Source organism: Herbiconiux gentiana, from assembly GCF_024978135.1.
Classification (GTDB): domain Bacteria; phylum Actinomycetota; class Actinomycetes; order Actinomycetales; family Microbacteriaceae; genus Herbiconiux; species Herbiconiux gentiana.
Genome location: NZ_JANTEZ010000001.1, coordinates 454,436 through 470,780, shown reverse-complemented (window position 1 = coordinate 470,780; position 16,345 = coordinate 454,436). Strand labels below are relative to the sequence as shown.

Annotated in this window: 15 protein-coding genes and 1 tRNA gene; 11 read left to right on the top strand and 5 right to left on the bottom strand. The window is 71.4% G+C overall.

Annotated features, from left to right (window positions below; all coding sequences use genetic code 11):
* The first annotated feature begins 118 nt into the window (after positions 1 to 118).
* From rplU to NVV95_RS02140, 10 genes are all read left to right on the top strand, one after another.
* Positions 119 to 427, top strand: a complete 309-nt coding sequence (rplU, locus tag NVV95_RS02185) for a 50S ribosomal protein L21 (RefSeq protein WP_173180753.1) — start codon at positions 119 to 121, stop codon at positions 425 to 427.
* Positions 428 to 439: 12 nt separating this feature from the next.
* On the top strand, positions 440 to 700 hold the full coding sequence (rpmA, locus tag NVV95_RS02180) for a 50S ribosomal protein L27 (RefSeq protein WP_173180754.1): 261 nt from the start codon (positions 440 to 442) through the stop codon (positions 698 to 700).
* Between the two features lie 94 nt (positions 701 to 794).
* Entirely contained in the window at positions 795 to 2,303 is a 1,509-nt protein-coding gene (gene obgE, locus NVV95_RS02175; protein WP_259484893.1) for a GTPase ObgE, read from the top strand.
* Positions 2,304 to 2,320: 17 nt separating this feature from the next.
* Positions 2,321 to 3,115: a glutamate 5-kinase gene (gene proB, locus NVV95_RS02170; protein WP_259485198.1), complete on the top strand. Its 795-nt coding sequence runs from the start codon at positions 2,321 to 2,323 to the stop codon at positions 3,113 to 3,115.
* 10 nt (positions 3,116 to 3,125) lie between these two features.
* A complete protein-coding gene (locus NVV95_RS02165) occupies positions 3,126 to 4,376 on the top strand; it encodes a glutamate-5-semialdehyde dehydrogenase (RefSeq protein WP_259484892.1) in 1,251 nt (416 codons plus the stop codon).
* A gap of 45 nt (positions 4,377 to 4,421) precedes the next feature.
* Entirely contained in the window at positions 4,422 to 4,643 is a 222-nt protein-coding gene (locus NVV95_RS02160; RefSeq protein WP_194681128.1) for a hypothetical protein, read from the top strand.
* Between the two features lie 9 nt (positions 4,644 to 4,652).
* Positions 4,653 to 5,306, top strand: coding sequence for a nicotinate-nucleotide adenylyltransferase (gene nadD, locus NVV95_RS02155; protein WP_259484891.1), 654 nt, complete (start codon positions 4,653 to 4,655; stop codon positions 5,304 to 5,306).
* Entirely contained in the window at positions 5,303 to 6,274 is a 972-nt protein-coding gene (locus NVV95_RS02150) for a hypothetical protein (protein ID WP_259484890.1), read from the top strand. The genes nadD and NVV95_RS02150 overlap by 4 nt, the downstream gene beginning before the upstream one ends.
* A gap of 33 nt (positions 6,275 to 6,307) precedes the next feature.
* Entirely contained in the window at positions 6,308 to 6,679 is a 372-nt protein-coding gene (gene rsfS, locus NVV95_RS02145; protein WP_259484889.1) for a ribosome silencing factor, read from the top strand.
* An 80-nt stretch (positions 6,680 to 6,759) separates the two neighbouring features.
* Positions 6,760 to 6,832, top strand: a tRNA-Ala gene (locus NVV95_RS02140).
* Positions 6,833 to 6,902: 70 nt separating this feature from the next.
* Here the strand turns inward: NVV95_RS02140 and NVV95_RS02135 are convergent.
* From NVV95_RS02135 to NVV95_RS02120, 4 genes are read right to left on the bottom strand one after another with little or no spacing between them, the layout of a single operon-like run.
* Positions 6,903 to 7,718 carry a hypothetical protein gene (locus tag NVV95_RS02135; RefSeq protein WP_259484888.1) on the bottom strand — a complete coding sequence of 272 codons (816 nt, stop codon included), beginning with the start codon at positions 7,716 to 7,718 and terminating at the stop codon, positions 6,903 to 6,905.
* Between the two features lie 7 nt (positions 7,719 to 7,725).
* Positions 7,726 to 9,537 (bottom strand): glutamine--fructose-6-phosphate transaminase (isomerizing), encoded by a 1,812-nt coding sequence (gene glmS, locus NVV95_RS02130; RefSeq protein WP_259484887.1) that lies wholly within the window; start codon positions 9,535 to 9,537, stop codon positions 7,726 to 7,728.
* Positions 9,537 to 10,580 carry an NAD-dependent epimerase/dehydratase family protein gene (locus NVV95_RS02125; RefSeq protein ID WP_259484886.1) on the bottom strand — a complete coding sequence of 348 codons (1,044 nt, stop codon included), beginning with the start codon at positions 10,578 to 10,580 and terminating at the stop codon, positions 9,537 to 9,539. Before NVV95_RS02125 ends, glmS begins: the two co-directional genes overlap by 1 nt.
* Before the next feature lie 33 nt (positions 10,581 to 10,613).
* Positions 10,614 to 12,011 carry a nucleotide sugar dehydrogenase gene (locus NVV95_RS02120; RefSeq protein WP_259484885.1) on the bottom strand — a complete coding sequence of 466 codons (1,398 nt, stop codon included), beginning with the start codon at positions 12,009 to 12,011 and terminating at the stop codon, positions 10,614 to 10,616.
* A gap of 315 nt (positions 12,012 to 12,326) precedes the next feature.
* Between NVV95_RS02120 and NVV95_RS02115 the strand changes: the two genes are divergently transcribed.
* On the top strand, positions 12,327 to 13,673 hold the full coding sequence (locus NVV95_RS02115) for a glycosyltransferase family 2 protein (RefSeq protein ID WP_259484884.1): 1,347 nt from the start codon (positions 12,327 to 12,329) through the stop codon (positions 13,671 to 13,673).
* 12 nt (positions 13,674 to 13,685) lie between these two features.
* Here NVV95_RS02115 and NVV95_RS02110 read toward each other — a convergent pair whose 3' ends face one another.
* Entirely contained in the window at positions 13,686 to 16,331 is a 2,646-nt protein-coding gene (locus tag NVV95_RS02110) for a helix-turn-helix transcriptional regulator (protein ID WP_259484883.1), read from the bottom strand.
* Positions 16,332 to 16,345: the final 14 nt, after the last annotated feature.

Genomic DNA, 16,345 nt, shown 5'->3' with positions numbered 1-16,345 from the left:
CTCCGTCGAGTAAGCTTGACCGCTGGTGTGCGTGGAGCGTCGCTCCGCCGTTTGCCAAGACTTCCATGAGCTGCAGAGTGCGCTCGTGAGGGCCCCGAAGAAGAGTTAGGTACGTAAATTGGTTTACGCAGTTGTGCGCGCCGGTGGTCGGCAGGAAAAGGTCGAGGTCGGCACGATCGTCACCCTCGATCGCATCAAGGCCGACGAGAACGGCAACATCGAGCTGGCGGCCGTGCTGCTCGTCGACGGTGACACCATCACCTCCGACGCGTCGTCGCTGTCCAAGGTGAAGGTCACCGCCGAGGTCCTGAACGACCTCCGCGGCCCGAAGATCGTCATCCAGAAGTTCAAGAACAAGACCGGCTACAAGAAGCGCCAGGGCCACCGCCAGGAGCTCACCCGCGTCAAGGTCACCGGAATCAAGTAGGGATCAGGAAACATGGCACACAAAAAGGGTGCGAGCTCCACTCGCAACGGTCGTGACTCCAACGCTCAGCGTCTGGGTGTCAAGCGCTTCGGCGGCCAGGTCGTCGGCGCCGGCGAGATCATCGTCCGCCAGCGCGGCACTCACTTCCACCCCGGCGTGAACGTCGGCCGTGGCGGCGACGACACGCTGTTCGCCCTCTCGGCCGGTTCGGTCGAGTTCGGCCGCAAGGGTGGCCGCAAGGTCGTCAACATCGTCGCGGCGGTCGCGGAGTAACCTCCGCCGCAACGGCATCATCTTCGTGCGATGGGCGGGCTTCGGCCCGCCCATCGTCGTTTCGTTCCCCAGAAAGAGCGTGAGGTAACCGCAAATGGTGACTTTCGTCGACCATGTGACCCTCCATCTCAAGGCGGGCAACGGAGGCAACGGCTGCGTGTCCGTTCGCCGCGAGAAGTTCAAGCCGCTGGCCGGCCCCGACGGCGGCAACGGCGGCCACGGCGGTGACATCGTGCTCGTCAGCGACCCGCAGACCACGACCCTGCTCGGTTTCCACCGCGCCCCGCACCGCTCGTCGCAGAACGGCGGCCCGGGCATGGGCGACCACCGCGCCGGCGCGAACGGCGAGGAGCTCGAGCTCCCCGTGCCCGTCGGCACCGTCGTCAAAGACGCCGACGGGGTCGAGATCATCGACCTGAGCGAACCCGGCATGCGCTACGTCATCGCCGAGGGCGGCCAGGGCGGCCTCGGCAACGCCTCGCTCGCGACCACCAAGCGCAAGGCGCCCGGCTTCGCGCTCCTCGGCACCGACGGCTGGGCGGGCGACGTGCTGCTCGAGCTCAAGACCGTGGCCGACGTCGCGCTCGTGGGCTACCCCTCCGCCGGCAAGTCGAGTCTCGTCGCCGCCATGTCGGCCGCGAAGCCGAAGATCGCCGACTACCCCTTCACCACGCTGCACCCCAACCTCGGCGTCGTCGAGTCGGGCGGCACCCGATACACCATCGCCGACGTCCCCGGCCTGATCGAGGGCGCGAGCGAGGGCAAGGGGCTGGGTCTGGAGTTCCTCCGCCACGTCGAGCGCTGCAGCGCCCTGCTGCACGTGCTCGACTGCGCCACCCTCGAGCCCGGCCGCGACCCGGTCAGCGACCTCGACGTCATCCTCGGCGAGCTCGGCGCCTACCCGGTGCCCGAGGGGCAGGTGCCCCTGCTCGAGCGCCCCCAGCTGATCGCGCTGAACAAGATCGACGTGCCCGAGGCGCGCGAGCTCGCCGAGTTCGTGCGTCCCGAGCTCGAGGAGCGCGGCTATAAGGTCTTCGAGATCTCGACCGCCAGCCACGAGGGGCTCCGCCAGCTCTCGTTCGCCCTCGCCGAGCTCGTCGACCGCGCCCGCCGCGAGGCCGCCGAGAACCCGGCTCCTGCGAAGATCGTGCTGCGCCCGAAGGCCGTCAACGAGTCCGGCTTCCACATCGAGGTCGAGGGCGGCAGCTACGGCGACGTGTTCCGCATCATCGGCACGAAGCCCGAGCGCTGGGTGCAGCAGACCGACTTCGCCAACGACGAGGCCGTCGGCTTCCTCGCCGACCGGCTCGCCAAGCTCGGTGTCGAGGACGAGCTGTTCAAGAAGGGCGCCGTGTCGGGCTCGACGGTCGTCATCGGCCGCGGCAACGCCATCGTCTTCGACTGGGAGCCCACCCTCACCTCCACGGCCGAGCTCGTGGTCGCCCCGCGCGGCTCCGACCCGCGCCTCGACGGCGGCCGACGCCGCACCAACGTCGAGCGCCGCGACGACTACTACGACCTGATGGACGCCAAGGCGGAGGCCCGCGCCGAGCTCATGCGCGAGAAGGAAGCGGGGCTCTGGAACGACGAGGACGAGTCGTGACCGACGGTCACGACCGAATCGACGACCGGCCCCGGGTCACCGACCGCAGCGCCATCCCGTCGGCCCGCCGGGTGGTCGTCAAGGTCGGCTCCTCGTCGATCAGCGGCGACAACGCCGGCCAGATCGAGCCCCTCGTCGACGCCCTCGCGGCCGCGCACGCGCGCGGCACCGAGATCATCCTGGTCTCCTCCGGCGCCATCGCGACCGGCATGCCCTTCCTGAAGCTGGATGCACGCCCGAACGACCTGGCCACCCAGCAGGCCGCCGCGGCGGTCGGCCAGAACGTGCTGATCTACCGCTACCAGAACAGCCTGCGGCGCTTCGGCATCACCGCCGGGCAGGTGCTGCTCACCGCGGGAGACCTCGAGAACCCCACGCACCGCTCGAACGCCCAGCGGGCGATGGACAGGCTGCTGGGCCTGCGCATCCTGCCGATCGTCAACGAGAACGACACGGTGGCGACCCACGAGATCCGATTCGGCGACAACGACCGGCTCGCCGCGCTCGTGTCGCAGCTCGTCGGGGCCGACGCCCTCGTGCTGCTCTCCGACGTCGACGCCCTGTACACGCGCCCCCCGCAGGAGCCGGGTGCCGTGATGATCACCGAGGTGCCGGTCGGTGACGACCTGGCCGGTGTGACGTTCGGCGACATCGGCGCGGCCGGTGTCGGCACCGGGGGAGCGGCCACCAAGGTCAGCGCGGCCCGTCTCGCGGCGGCCGCCGGAACGGCCGTGCTCGTCACCTCGACCGGGCGTGTGGCCGAGGCGCTCTCGGGTGCCGACATCGGCACCTTCTTCGCACCCGCACCGTAGACTCTCGGGCATGCCCGACGCCTTCGACGACAAGCTGACCGCCGCCCGGGCGGCCTCCCTCGCGCTCGCCACCGCCACCACCGACCTCAAGAACACCGCCCTCGAGGCCATCGCCGCCGCTCTCGAGGCGGGGTCGAACGAGATCATCGCCGCGAACGAGGTCGACCTCGAGAACGGTCGGCAGAACGGTCTGTCCGAGGCGCTCCGCGACCGGCTGCGCCTCACCCCCGAGCGCATCGTCGCGCTGGCGGGGGCGGTGCGCGAGATCGTCGTGCTCGCCGACCCGGTGGGCCAGAGCATCCGGGGCAGCAAGCTGCCGAACGGGGTGCGCATCGACCAGGTGCGGGTGCCCTTCGGCGTCGTCGGCGTCATCTACGAGGCGCGACCGAACGTGACGGTCGACATCGCGGCCCTCGCGCTGAAGAGCGGCAATGCGGCGGTGCTGCGCGGCGGCTCGGCCGCCGAGAGCACGAACCGCGTGCTGGCGTCGCTGATCCAGGATGCGCTGGCCTCGGCGGGGCTCCCGCCCGCCGCCGTGCAGACGGTCGACGAGTTCGGGCGCGAGGGCGGCACCCGCCTGATGCGCGCCCGCGGCGCCGTCGACGTGCTCATCCCGCGCGGCAGCGCCGGGCTGATCCAGGCGGTGGTGACCGAGTCGCAGGTGCCCGTGATCGAGACCGGCGACGGTGTGGTGCACATCTTCCTCGACGCCTCGGCGAACGAGGACTGGGCGGTCGACATCGTGCACGACGCGAAGGTGCAGCGCCCGAGTGTCTGCAACGCGGTCGAGACCCTCCTCGTGCACGAAGCGGCGGCCGAGCGACTGCTGCCGGCGGTGCTGGGTCGACTGCGAGCATCCGGGGTCACTGTGCACGGCGACGAGGCGACCCTCGCGATCGTCGCCGACGGGGTGCCGGCGACCGAGGAGGACTGGTCGACCGAGTACATGAGCCTCGACCTGTCGGTGCGCGTGGTGGCGTCGCTCGACGAGGCGATGGAGCACATCCGCCGCTACTCCACCCACCACACCGAGTCGATCATCACGAACGACCTCGCCAACGCGGAGCGGTTCCTGAACGAGGTCGACAGCGCCGTCGTGATGGTGAACGCCTCGACCCGCTTCACCGACGGCGGCGAGTTCGGCTTCGGCGCGGAGGTCGGCATCTCGACCCAGAAGCTGCACGCCAGGGGCCCGATGGGGCTGCCCGAGCTCACCAGCACGAAGTGGACGGTGCGGGGGTCGGGCCAGTCCCGCGGTTAGCGGTATCGTAGAAGGGTCGTTCCGTCCGAAACACCGGGAGAAGCAATGTCCGTACTCGTGAGCACGCTCGCCGCCGTCAACGAGCCCGTCGCTCTTCCGATGCCCCCGATCGTCTTCGGCCTGATCGCCGCCGTCATCTTCATCGCGCTCGGCTTCGTCACCTGGAGCTACCGCGACGTGGCGAACCGTCACCCGCAGAAGTCGGCGAAGTTCGCCTCGTCGCACGACGTCCACGGCCACGCCGACCGCACGGGTGCCGATCACTAGTCCCGGTAGATGACGTCTTCGACGCCTGAGGGCGAGCCGACCACGCAGCCCGAGGGCGAGCGGATCGCCGGTGGCTCCGGCCGCCGCCGCATCGGCGTGATGGGTGGAACCTTCGACCCCGTGCACCACGGCCACCTCGTGGCCGCCAGCGAGGTGGCGACCTCCTTCGACCTCGACGAGGTCGTCTTCGTGCCCACGGGGCGGCCCTGGCACAAGGAGCCGGTGACGCCGGCCGAGCACCGCTACCTCATGACGGTGATCGCCACCGCTTCCAACCCGAGGTTCACCGTCAGTCGCGTCGACATCGACCGCGGCGGGGTCACCTACACGATCGACACGCTGCGCGACCTGCAGGCGGCGCACCCCGACGCCGACCTCTTCTTCATCTCGGGAGCCGACGCGATCGCGCAGATCCTGAACTGGAAGGACGTCGACGCGCTCTGGGATCTCGCCCATTTCGTGGCGGTCTCCCGGCCGGGTCACACCTTCGCGGTTTCCTCTTTGCCACGGCACGACGTAAGCTATCTGGAAGTTCCTGCGCTTGCGATATCGTCCACTGACTGTCGAAGCCGGGTCGGCCGGGGTTTTCCGGTGTGGTACTTGGTACCCGACGGTGTCGTTCAGTACATCACCAAGCACCATCTATATCGGAGTGTTGAATGAGCTTGTCACACGATGGTCAGCCGCTCACGCGGCGTCAGCTGCGTGAACTGGAGCGCCAGGGCCAGGCGCCCCTGCCCGAGGAGGGCGACGCCGCTGCGGCTGCGCCCGCGACCTCGTCGTCGGGCGGCTCCCGCCGCGTGGTGCGCGAGCAGGGTCCGGCCGACGCCGCGCCCGAGGGTGTCGACGAAGACACCATCGTGCCCGAGGTCGTCTCGCCCGACGAGGCCGTCGACGACGCCGAGCCCGCCGGCTCCGCCGAGCCCATCATCGAGGTCGTGCCCATCTCCGACCCGGTGCTCGTGCAGTCACCGCCCGACGAGGCGCAGCCCGACGACACCGCCGAGCACGCCGAGATCGTGCCGAGCTCCGAGGTCGACGACTCCGACGACGACACGGTCGTCGAGGAGATGGTGATCGACGAGCCCGCCCCGGTGCCCGCCGCGGGTCCGGGCTCCGACGAGGAGGCCGAGCTGGCCCCCGTGTTCCAGAGCCCGACCGATCGCACGCACCCCACGAGCGACGAGCTGCCCTCCTCGTTCGACGACCTCATCTCGCTGCGCAACACGGCGGCGACCAACTCGATCTCCACCACGAGCGCCCTGGTGCTGCCCACCGTGCCCGGCTCGGGCGACGTCGGCACCGCGCTCGACGAGACCGGCGAGGTCATCATCACCGGGTCGATCGACCTTCCCAAGAGCTTCGGCTCGCTCGGCGCGCCCGCGTCGGGCCTCGAGTCCACCGACCTCGACTCGCTCCTCGAGCGCTCCGAGATCGAGCAGAGCGGCTCCGACGTCGCTCCGGTCAGCGCGAGCCGTGCCATCAGCACGAACACCTCCTCGACGTCGCTGATCGCCCCTCCCAAGCGGGCCCGGGCGAACGCGCCCGTGGTGCTCGCCATCACGGCGGGTGTGCTCGCCGTCGGCGTGGTCGGGCTGCTGCTCGCCGTGTTCGTCTTCCAGGTCTTCTAGACCCGCCGCTCCACCCCTCATCAGAAAGTCTTCGTGACCGCCTCCACCGCATCCATCGAACTCGCTCAGCTGGCCGCCGAGGCCGCCGACTCCAAGCAGGCCGAGAACCTCGTCGCGCTCGACGTCTCAGGCCCCCTGCCCCTCGCCGACGTCTTCCTGCTGGCCTCCGGCCGCAACGAGCGCAACGTCGTCGCCATCGCCGAGGAGATCCAGGACAGGCTGGGCGCGAGCGGCAGCAAGGTGCTGCGTCGCGAGGGCATGGCGGAGGGTCGCTGGATCCTGCTCGACTTCGGCGACCTCGTCGTGCACGTCTTCCACGAGGAGGACCGCATGTACTACTCGCTCGAGCGCCTGTGGAAGGACTGCCCGGTCGTGCCGCTGGCGGTCACCGCCCCCGAGGCGTGATGTGGTCACAGCGGCTCTGAACATGTAGTAACCTAGACAAGTTGTTTCAGCCGGAAGGCGGGAACAGCGCCCATGAGAATGGGCCCGTGGCGCAGCTGGTAGCGCACCTGCATGGCATGCAGGGGGTCAGGGGTTCGAATCCCCTCGGGTCCACCGAAACGAGAAACCCCCGGTCGAGAGACCGGGGGTTTTCGTCGTTCCTGGGGGCCGTGCGGTCGGCGCCTCAGCGCACCTGACTGGTGGTGACGATCCTCAGCCACGGGCCGTCCGGAACGTCGGCGTCGTCGACGAAGCGCCACGAGACGCCCCCCTGCTCGCCGTTCAGCTCGTCGAAGCCGAGACAGCCGACCACCGCCGGCGAGACGTCCATCCCTGCGCCCCCGTAGCGGTCGTTCAGCGGTCTGCGGTCGTCGTCGCCGAACACGTACTCCGCGTCGTCGTACTCGCCGGGCCCGGCGTCCTCGATCTGGGCGTAGCAGGTCGCGCCGGCGTAGGAGAGCTCCACCCACCGGTTCTTGAGGTAGCTGAACAGCGGGTCCCCCCGGTGCGATCGGTACGGCTCCTGGTCGGCCCACGGCACGACCTCGTCGCGACGGGCGAAGGCTCCGGGGTCGTTCACGTCGTCGAACGGCAGGTCGAGGTAGAACGGGTTCTCGAGCGGCACGGTCTCGGTGGGGAACCAGTCGTCGGCTGCGCTGCGGGCCTCGGTCTGGCAGACGCCATCGACCTCGGTGCCGTCGCAGCCGCCGTAGCTCTCCATCCAGAGCGAGTCGTAGGTGGAGTACACCTGGCTCCCGTCGGAGGCCGTCGGGTCGAACACCTCGCCCACCCAGAACGTGGTCGCGACGATGTCGGTGTGCAGCGGGTACCCGCCGACGGAGCCGACGCCCGGCAGCAGGCTGCAGCCGCCGAGGGGGAGGGCCACGGCCGCCACGAGGGCGGCGGCGACGGGAAGGCGGTACCGGGCGACGCGTCGTCCGGTGGGGGGCCCGGGACGATCGATCACCGCCCGGCACCGCGGTTCGGGGGAGGCGCTCACGGATCGCTCATTCGACCGTGACCGACTTGGCCAGGTTGCGGGGCTTGTCGACGTCGCGACCGAGCGCGAGGGCGAGGTCACGGGCGAAGATCTGCAGCGGCACGACGGCCTCCAAGGGCCCCCACCGCCGGGCTCCGCCGGCGGCGTCGGCCGGGCGGCCGAGACCGACCACCGGCACGGTGCTGCCCGAGCCGCCGATGCGCACGATCCGCCCGCCGCGGGCGCCCACCTCGGCGATGCTGCGGTCGATCCTCGGGTCGCCGGAGTCGATCACGAGCACCGGGGTGCCCCTGTCGACCAGGGCGAGCGGACCGTGCTTGAGCTCACCGGCAGGCTGGTGCTCGGCCCACCGGTAGCTCAGCTCCTTCAGTTTCAGGGCCCCCTCGGCAGCCAGCACCACTCCCGTGCCCTGTCCGAGGAAGAGGAAGCCGGGTTCGTCGATCACGTCGGCGACGATCGGCGGCAGCACCGCGTGCGACTCGGCGATGGCGTGGGCCAGCAGTTCGGGCATCAGCCGGAGTTCGTCGCACAGGCGCACGGCGTCGGAGCGGAGCATCCGCTCGCTCGCCACCAGGGCCGACAGGGCGGCCGCCACGCCGGTGATCACCTGCGCGACGAAGGTCTTCGTGGCCGCCACCCCGATCTCGGGGCCGGCGTCGCAGGTGAGCACGGAGTCGGCCCGCCTGGCGAGGGTCGAGTGCTCGTTGTTGGTGATGGCGACGAGTGACGAGCGGGAGAGGTCGAGGTGCTCGATGGCGTTCAGCAGGTCGGCAGTCTCGCCCGACTGGCTGAGCGCGAGCACCAGCGTGCGCGGCTCCATCACCGCGTCGGCAGCCTCGCTCGCGACCAGGGTGCGCACGGGCAGCCGGCCGAGCGACGAGAGGGCGCCGCCGATCATCCGCCCCGCGTTCAGGGAGGTGCCGCAGCCCACGACCGTCACCCGGTCGAAGCGGGGCAGGGCGAGGTCGGCCCAGAGCGAGCCGTCGACGACGTGCGGCACGAGGCGGTCGACGATGCGGGCTGCGACGTCGGGCTGCTCGGCGATCTCCTTGCTCATGAAGTCAGGATGCCCGTCGACGCCGATCGACGCACCCGTCCACACGGAATCGGCCATCGGCGGCTCCGGCACCGGGTGTCCGTCCCGGCTCCAGCGGAGCTCGTCGGCGAGCTCGACGACGTCGCCGTCGCGCATGGCCTGGAAGTGCTCGACCCACTCGCCGATCGCCGTGATGTCGCTGGCGGCGAAGACCCCGCGGGGGGAGCGCGCCACGAGCAGCGGTGAGCGGTGTGCGGCGGCGACGAGCCGGTCGGTGCGCCCGTCGAGCACCACGACGGCCCACGAGCCCTCGAGCCGCGCCACGGCGGCGGTGACGGCGCCGGCCAGGTCGTCGGAGGTCCCGAGGCCCTCCTCGATCAGGTGGCCGATGACCTCGCTGTCGACCTCGGAGGCGAAGACGTGTCCCCGCTGCTCGAGCTCGCGCCGCAGGGCGACCGCGTTCTCGACGATGCCGTTGTGCACGACGCTGAGGTTCCCTGAGCAGTCCTGGTGCGGATGCGCGTTCTGCTCGGTCACGGCCCCGTGCGTCGCCCAGCGGGTGTGGCCGACACCGGAGCCGGGCAGCTCCGCCCCGGGCCAGGCGGCGACCCGGGTCCGGAGCGACTCGACCCGGTCGACCGTACGGGTGGTCGAGGACTCCCCACCGCTCGTGCGGATGCTCACGCCGGCCGAGTCGTAGCCGCGATACTCGAGCAGCTTCAGCGCGCCGAGCAGGATGGGTGCGACCGGCTCCGCCGTGCGGGCCGCCACGATGCCGCACATCAGGGGTGTCCGACCGGCGCGGGGTGTCCGACCGCGGCGGGGCGTCCGACCGTGGCGGGGAGCCCGGCTCCGTCGCGGGACCGGTCGCTGCGGAGATCGTCGGCCACCCGCCGGATGATCTCGTCGAGGTGGGTCGCGGGGTCGAAGCCCACGAGGGCCGCGGCCTTGCTGTAGTCGGGCACGCGACGGCGCATGTCCTCGAACCCGGCCGCGTAGGCGTCGGCGTAGTCGACGTGCACGACGTCGCTCGAGCTGCCGGTGACCCGGATCACCCGACGGGCGAGGGAGTTGATCGAGACCTCCTCGGCGCCGCCCAGGTTGAAGGCGTCGCCCGTCGCGCTCGGCTCCTCGAGCAGCCGCACCATCGCGGGGACGACGTCGCCGACGTAGGAGAAGCAGCGGGTCTGGTCGCCGTCGCCGTAGACCGTGAGGGGCTCACCCCGGAGGGCCTGCCCCACCAGGTTCGGCACGACCATCCCGTAGCGCCCGGTCTGGCGCGGGCCCACCGTGTTGAAGGGCCGCACGATGGTGACGTCGAGCCCGTGCTCGCTCCAGTAGGCGTGGGCGAAGGCCTCGTCGATCCCCTTGGCGGCGGCGTAGGTCCAGCGGGAGCGGAGCGGGGAGCCGAGCACCCGGTCGGAGTTCTCGTGCAGCCGGTCGGAGGTGTTCTTGCCGTAGATCTCGCTGGTCGACACGAGCAGCAGGGCGGCCCCGGTCTCGCCGCAGGCGTCGAGCACGTTCTCGGTGCCGTGGATGTTGACCCGGAGGCTCGTCAGCGGATGGTCGACGATCAGCTTGACGCCGACAGCCGCCGCGAGGTGGAACACCCGGTCGGCGCCGCGGATCGTCTCGAGCAGCAGCCGGCGGTCGAGCACGGAGCCGTGCACGATGGTGAGCCGCGGATCGACCAGGGAGTCGAGGAGGTTGCGCGGGGAGCCGGTGGACATGTCGTCGAGCACGACGACCTCGTCCCCGGCGCGCAGCAGGTGGTCGACGAGGTGGCTGCCGATGAAGCCGGCGCCTCCGGTCACGATGGTACGCATCAGGTCACGTCTCTTTCTGCCGGTGCGGCGGGGTCAGAGGTTCACGCGGTGGGCGACGTCGACCCCGCGGTAGGTGGTGTCGAGCACGATCTGGTCCTCGTCGATCCAGCTCAGGTCGGTGTCGCGATGGCGGGTGTGCAGCAGCACGAGGTCGGCGTCGAAGGCGGCCGGGTCGGCGATGCCCGCCAGGGAGCCGCCCCCGGCCAGCGCGACGCTGTCGAAGTGCGGATCGAGGTACCCGGCCCTGGCCCCGCGGCGCATCAGCTCGTCGAGGATCTCGAGGGCCGGCGACTCCCGCAGATCCTCCACGTCGGCCTTGTAGGCGATGCCCACCACGAGCACCCGGGCACCGGTCATGCCCCGGCCGCGCTCGGAGAGCACGGTCTGCACCCGGTCGACGACGCGGTGCGGTCGCGCCGAGATCTCGGTCATCGCCTGGGTGATCATCGGGGCCGACACCCGGGAGCGCTTCAGCTGCCAGAGCAGGTAGTGCGGGTCGCACGGGATGCAGTGCCCGCCGACGCCCGGGCCCGGCAGGAAGGGCATGAACCCGTAGGGCTTCGTCGAGGCCGCGTCGATCACATCGGCGACGTCGATGTCGAGGGTGCTGCAGATGTCGGCGAACTCGTTGGCCAGCGCGATGTTGACGGCGCGAAACGTGTTCTCCAGGAGCTTGGTCATCTCGGCGGCGGCGAGCGAGCGCACCCGGTGCACCGTCGTGACGTAGCGCAGCAGCAGCCGCGTCGCCTCCTCCTCGCACTGCGGCGTCGCGCCGCCGACCACGCGGGGCACCTCGTCGTGACCGAAGGCGGCGTTCCCCGGGTCGATGCGCTCGGCGCTGAAGGCCACGAACACGTCGGTCCCCACGACGAGGCCCTGCTCGGTGAGCGGTGCGACCAGGAGGTCGTCGGTGCAGCCGACGTAGGTGGTCGAGGTCAGCATCAGCGTCTGCCCCGGGGTGACCGTCGAGAGGATGGTCGCGCACGCCGCCCGCAGGATCGACAGATCGGGCACGAGATGCCCGTCGATCGGGGTGGGCACGCAGACGATCACGGCGGCCGCCCGGCGGAGCTGTTCCGGATCGCTGGTCAGCACGAAGTCGGGACGGTCGAGCGCCTCGGCCAGGCGCAGACGGTCGCTGTCGAGCAGGTCGGCGGCCTGAGCCCGGATGACGTCGATCCGGCGGGACGAGACGTCGAGCGCGAGCACCCGGCTGTGCGCCGCGTGATAGGCGAGCGCCGTCGGCAGCCCCACGTAGCCGAGCCCCACGATGGCGACGTCGAAGTCGAACTCGGGGCGCGCCGGCGACACGGTCGGCGAGTCCGTCGGGGACACCGCCGGTGGCGCAAGGTGCGGCGCCAGGGGTGGTGCCAGGGTGGTCAGCCACTCCTTCTCATCACTCGGCCGGCTGATGCTCTCGAACGTCGTCATCGTCATTCCCCTCGCTGTCCCTGGTGGCGGACGGGCTCGCAGCGGCTGCGATCGTCCCGGTGGGCGGATGAGCGGAACGTCCGGCTCTGGCCCCCGGACATCACCATCGGCGTCGGCCCCGTCGGTCGTCAACGCGATCGGTGAGGAGTGCGGATTCCCCCGCGGGGTTGGCGTGGCCTTGCGGTCGACGCGGCAGGCTTTGCGGCTTCCCGCACCAGGACGGCGGGGCATCGACCCGCCCCGGCGGCCGGCACGCCCCTACCGTGGAAGGACGCGAGGAGGCCGTTCCCCGCGCGAGGCGGGAGGGAGCCCTCGATGACGACGTTCCTGATCACCCTGCTGCTCGTGTTCGGCCTGAGCACCCTCATCTGGACGTCGGCCGGCCTCATCCGTCTCGTCGCCGCCCGGCTCGCCCCGCGTCCAGGATCGGCGCTGAGGGGTTCGGCGCCCAGGGCATCGGCGCCCAGGGCATCGGCGCCCAGGGGATCGGCGCCCAGGGCATCGGCGCTCGCCGGAGGCCGGCCCGAGCGCGACCGCGTGGCGGTGCTGATGGCGGCGCACGACGAGGAGCCGGTGATCGGCGCCACCCTGGCCGCGCTCCAGGAGCTCGAGGCGGGCGTGCAGCTGTTCCTGGTCAGCGACGGCTCGACCGACGCCACCGCGCGGATCGCCCGCGAGCACGGCGCATCCGTGCTCGAGCTCACGCCGAACCGGGGCAAGGCCGGTGCGCTGGTGGAGGCCATCCGTCACTTCGAGCTCGCCGAGCGGTTCGACGTGGTGATGCTGCTCGACGCCGACACCCGGCTCGCCCCCGACTACTTCGAGACGGGGCTGCGCGCCTTCGACGACCCCGGAGTGGTGGCCGTGGCCGGCCGCGCCACGACGCTCCTCACACCGCGCTCGCCCACCGTCACCGGGCGCGTCCTCGTGGCCTACCGGGAGCGGGTGTACGTCGCGATGCAGTACCTGTTCAAGTTCGGTCAGGCCGGGCGGTTCGCGAACGCGGTGCCGATCGTGCCGGGCTTCGCCAGCATGTACCGCACGCGCATCCTCGCCGACATCGACATCGCGGCGCCGGGGCTCAAGATCGAGGACTACAACATGACCTTCGAGGTGCACGCCAAGCGCCTCGGCCGCATCGCCTTCCACCCGCACAGCGCGATCGCGCACACGCAGGACCCGGACGAGCTCGTCGACTACGTCAAGCAGGTCGAGCGCTGGAACCTCGGCTTCTGGCAGACGGTGCTCAGGCACCGCTTCCGGTTCAGCACGTTCTGGCTCGCGCTGTCCCTCTTCATCGTGGAGCTGCTCGTCTCGAGCGTGGTGCTCGTGCTCGTGCTGCCGGCCGTCGCGGTGTCGACGTCGCTCGCGTTGGCGGGCGAGCTCGGCCTGCCTGCCGGTGCGCCCCTCGACGCGGTGCCGGATGCCCTGCCCCCGCTCGCGCTGGTGCTCGGTGTGATCGTGCCCGACTACCTCCTCACCCTGCTCGCCGCCGTCGTGTCCCGCCGGGTCTCCTATCTCGTCTACGGTCTCGTCTTCCCGGTGCTGCGGGTGGTGGACGCGCTGCTCTGCCTGGTGGCGCTGTACAAGGCCGGGTCCCGGCGCTCGACGGGGCAGTGGACGAGCCCGTCACGGAGACCGCTCAGCCCGACCCCGGGCTGAGCGCCTGATCGGTCAGTTCAGCAGCGACGCCAGGTGCGAGCGCGACCGCGCGCCCACCTTGCGATAGATGTGGGTCAGCCGGAGCTCGACCGTGCGCAGCGAGATGAACAGCTCACCGGCGATCTCGCGGTTGCGCAGACCGCGGCGGACGAGCTCGGCGATCACGCGCTCCTCCGTCTTCAGCAGTGCCAGGATGCTGTCGGCGTCGCGCACCTCGACGGGCTCACCGGCCGAGGCGCGCCGGGCCCAGAGGGTCGCGCCCGCCCGCTCGAAGGTGGCGGCGGCCATCGCGAGGGCCGACTGCGACTCGCTCCCGAGGCCGAGCCGCGAAAGCCGCTCGCCCTGCAGGAGGAGCGTGCGGCCGAGCTCGTAGTCGCACGCGCGCTCCTCGTGCAGGGCGACGGCGGCGGCCAGCTGCGCGGGCGCCTCGTCGTCGGGCGCGAGCACGGCGGCGGAGCGGCAGACCGCGAGTTCGAGCCACTCGCTCGGTCGCTCCTGCTGCTGGGCGAGCATCCGCTGCAGCACCGACCGGGCCTCAGCGCGCCGGTCGGCGAGCACGTAGGCCTCGACGAGATTGGCCGAATGGCGCACCAGGGCGGGGTTCTCGATCTGCGTCGAACCGGCCTCGGCCAGGGCGAGCAGGCGCACCGCCTCGTCGACCTCGCGGTGCAGCAGGGCGTCGGTGCCGAGGAAGGTCGACAGCCGCGCCAGCACCCCCGGGTTGCGCTCGGCCGCCGCGAGGGCGCTGCACTCCTCCGCCAGCTCGCGTGCCTCGTCACGGAGCCCGAGGGTGAGCGCGTGCCAGGTCATCGCGAGGGCGCGGCCGGCGTGCGGGCGCTCGGTGTCGATCGGCTCGGCCGACCAGTTCTCCACCACGGCGTGCGCCCGGTGGAAGTCCCCGGCCCTGATCTCGTTGATCAACGAGAGATTCCAGGCCCACGAGCGCGCGAGGTGCTCGGTGGGATGGTCGTGCAGCACGACGTTCACGACCCGGCGGGCCTGCGCGTAGCGCTCCTGGTAGCAGAGCACGGTCGCGAAGGCGATGAGCGACCCCACGGGCAGGTCGAGCAGCTCGTCCGAGCTCAGCCGGGCGGGCACCGGGCGAACCTCCTCGCGGCCGTCGATGGCGTCGATCATGGCGCTCGCGTCGATGAACGCGGCCGGAGCGGTGCCGCCGGCCTTCGCCACGAAGAGGGCAGCGAGGCGCTGCCAGCGGCGGGCCTCGTCCAGGTCCCAGCGAGCACTCTCGAACGACGACACCGTGCTCAGCAGTTCCGCCGCCCCGATCGGGTCGTCGTCGCCGGAGAGGCTCACCGAGGCCTCGATGTCATCGGCCGGCACCACGTGACTGCGCGAGAGCTCGATGCCGATCCTGGTGGTCGCGAGCCGCAGGGCGAGCTCGGCCGAAGGGGCGTCGACGTGCACGTGGGCGAGGTAGCGGGAGGCGAGGTCGAGCCGGCCCTGCCGGGCGAGCAGCGTCGCGAAGCGGTGCAGGGCGCCGTCGTCGCCGGTGAGTTCGGGATCGAGGAGCAGGGCGCGCTCGGCGAGCTCGACTGCGGCGTCGGTCTCGCCGTCGATCGTCAAGCCGTGAGCGGCGTCGAGGAGCGCGACGACCGCGGAGTGCCCGGAGGGCGCGAAGCTCTCGTGCCACGCGCGGGTGCGGGCGCTCGGGCCCCCGTCGACGGCCAGGGCGGCCAGTTCCCGGTGGCGGTCGCGGCGGTGGTGGGGTTCGAGGCTCCAGTAGAGGTAGGAGCGCAGGAGCGGGTCGTGCAGCCGCACCACCCGGCCGTGCACGTCGACCAGTCCCGAGTAGAGCAGCTCCTCGAGGGCGTCCATCCGGTCGACGTCGTCGCCGGTGACGACCGCGACTTCGCTGAGCGGGGCCATGGCCACGTCGTCGGCGACCGCCCGGGCGAGCGGCGACAGGGGCTCCAGCAGCTCGGCCGAGAGAGCCTGGGTGGCGATCGGCGGCCGCATCGGCAGCACCAGCGCTTCACGCCCGGAGATCTGCTCGCGGGTCAGCGCCCGGGCCGACTGCTCGATCACCAGCGGGTTGCCGCCGCTGCGCGCTGCGAGGATCTCCACGGTGCCCGCATCGGCGGCCGGGCCGAGCTCGTCCTGCACGAGCTCCGCCGCCTCGTCGAAGCCCAACGGCGCGAGCGGCCACTCCCGGAAGGCGAGCATGTGGTCACCGCCGAGCCGCCGGGCGGTGGTGACGAAGCGCAGGCCCGTCCCGGCGAGCCGGCCGGCCATGAAGCCGATCAGGGTCTGACTGATCTCGTCCATGCGGTCGAGGTCGTCGATCAGGATGACGAGCGGCGGCAGCCCCAGACCGCGGAGCATGGTCAGGAGGTCGCGCGCCGCGGCGAAGACCTGCTGCGGTTCGGTCGACCGGAGCGTGAAGCGGCCGGCGAACTCGACGGCGCGCGGATCGTCGATGGCGGCGAACACCGCGGAGAAGCCGGAGAGCGGCCAGGCGGCCTCGGCGGGATTGGTCTGCACCAGCACGGAGTGCAGTGCCGAGCGACCGGCCGCCTCGCGCAGCAGCCGCGACTTGCCGATGCCCTGCTCCCCGGTGAACACGAGTGCGCCGCCGGCGGCCGACGCGGCGAGACGCGCCACGGCATCGAGCTCGAGGTCTCTGGCGAGGAATCTCATGCAGCACTCCAATG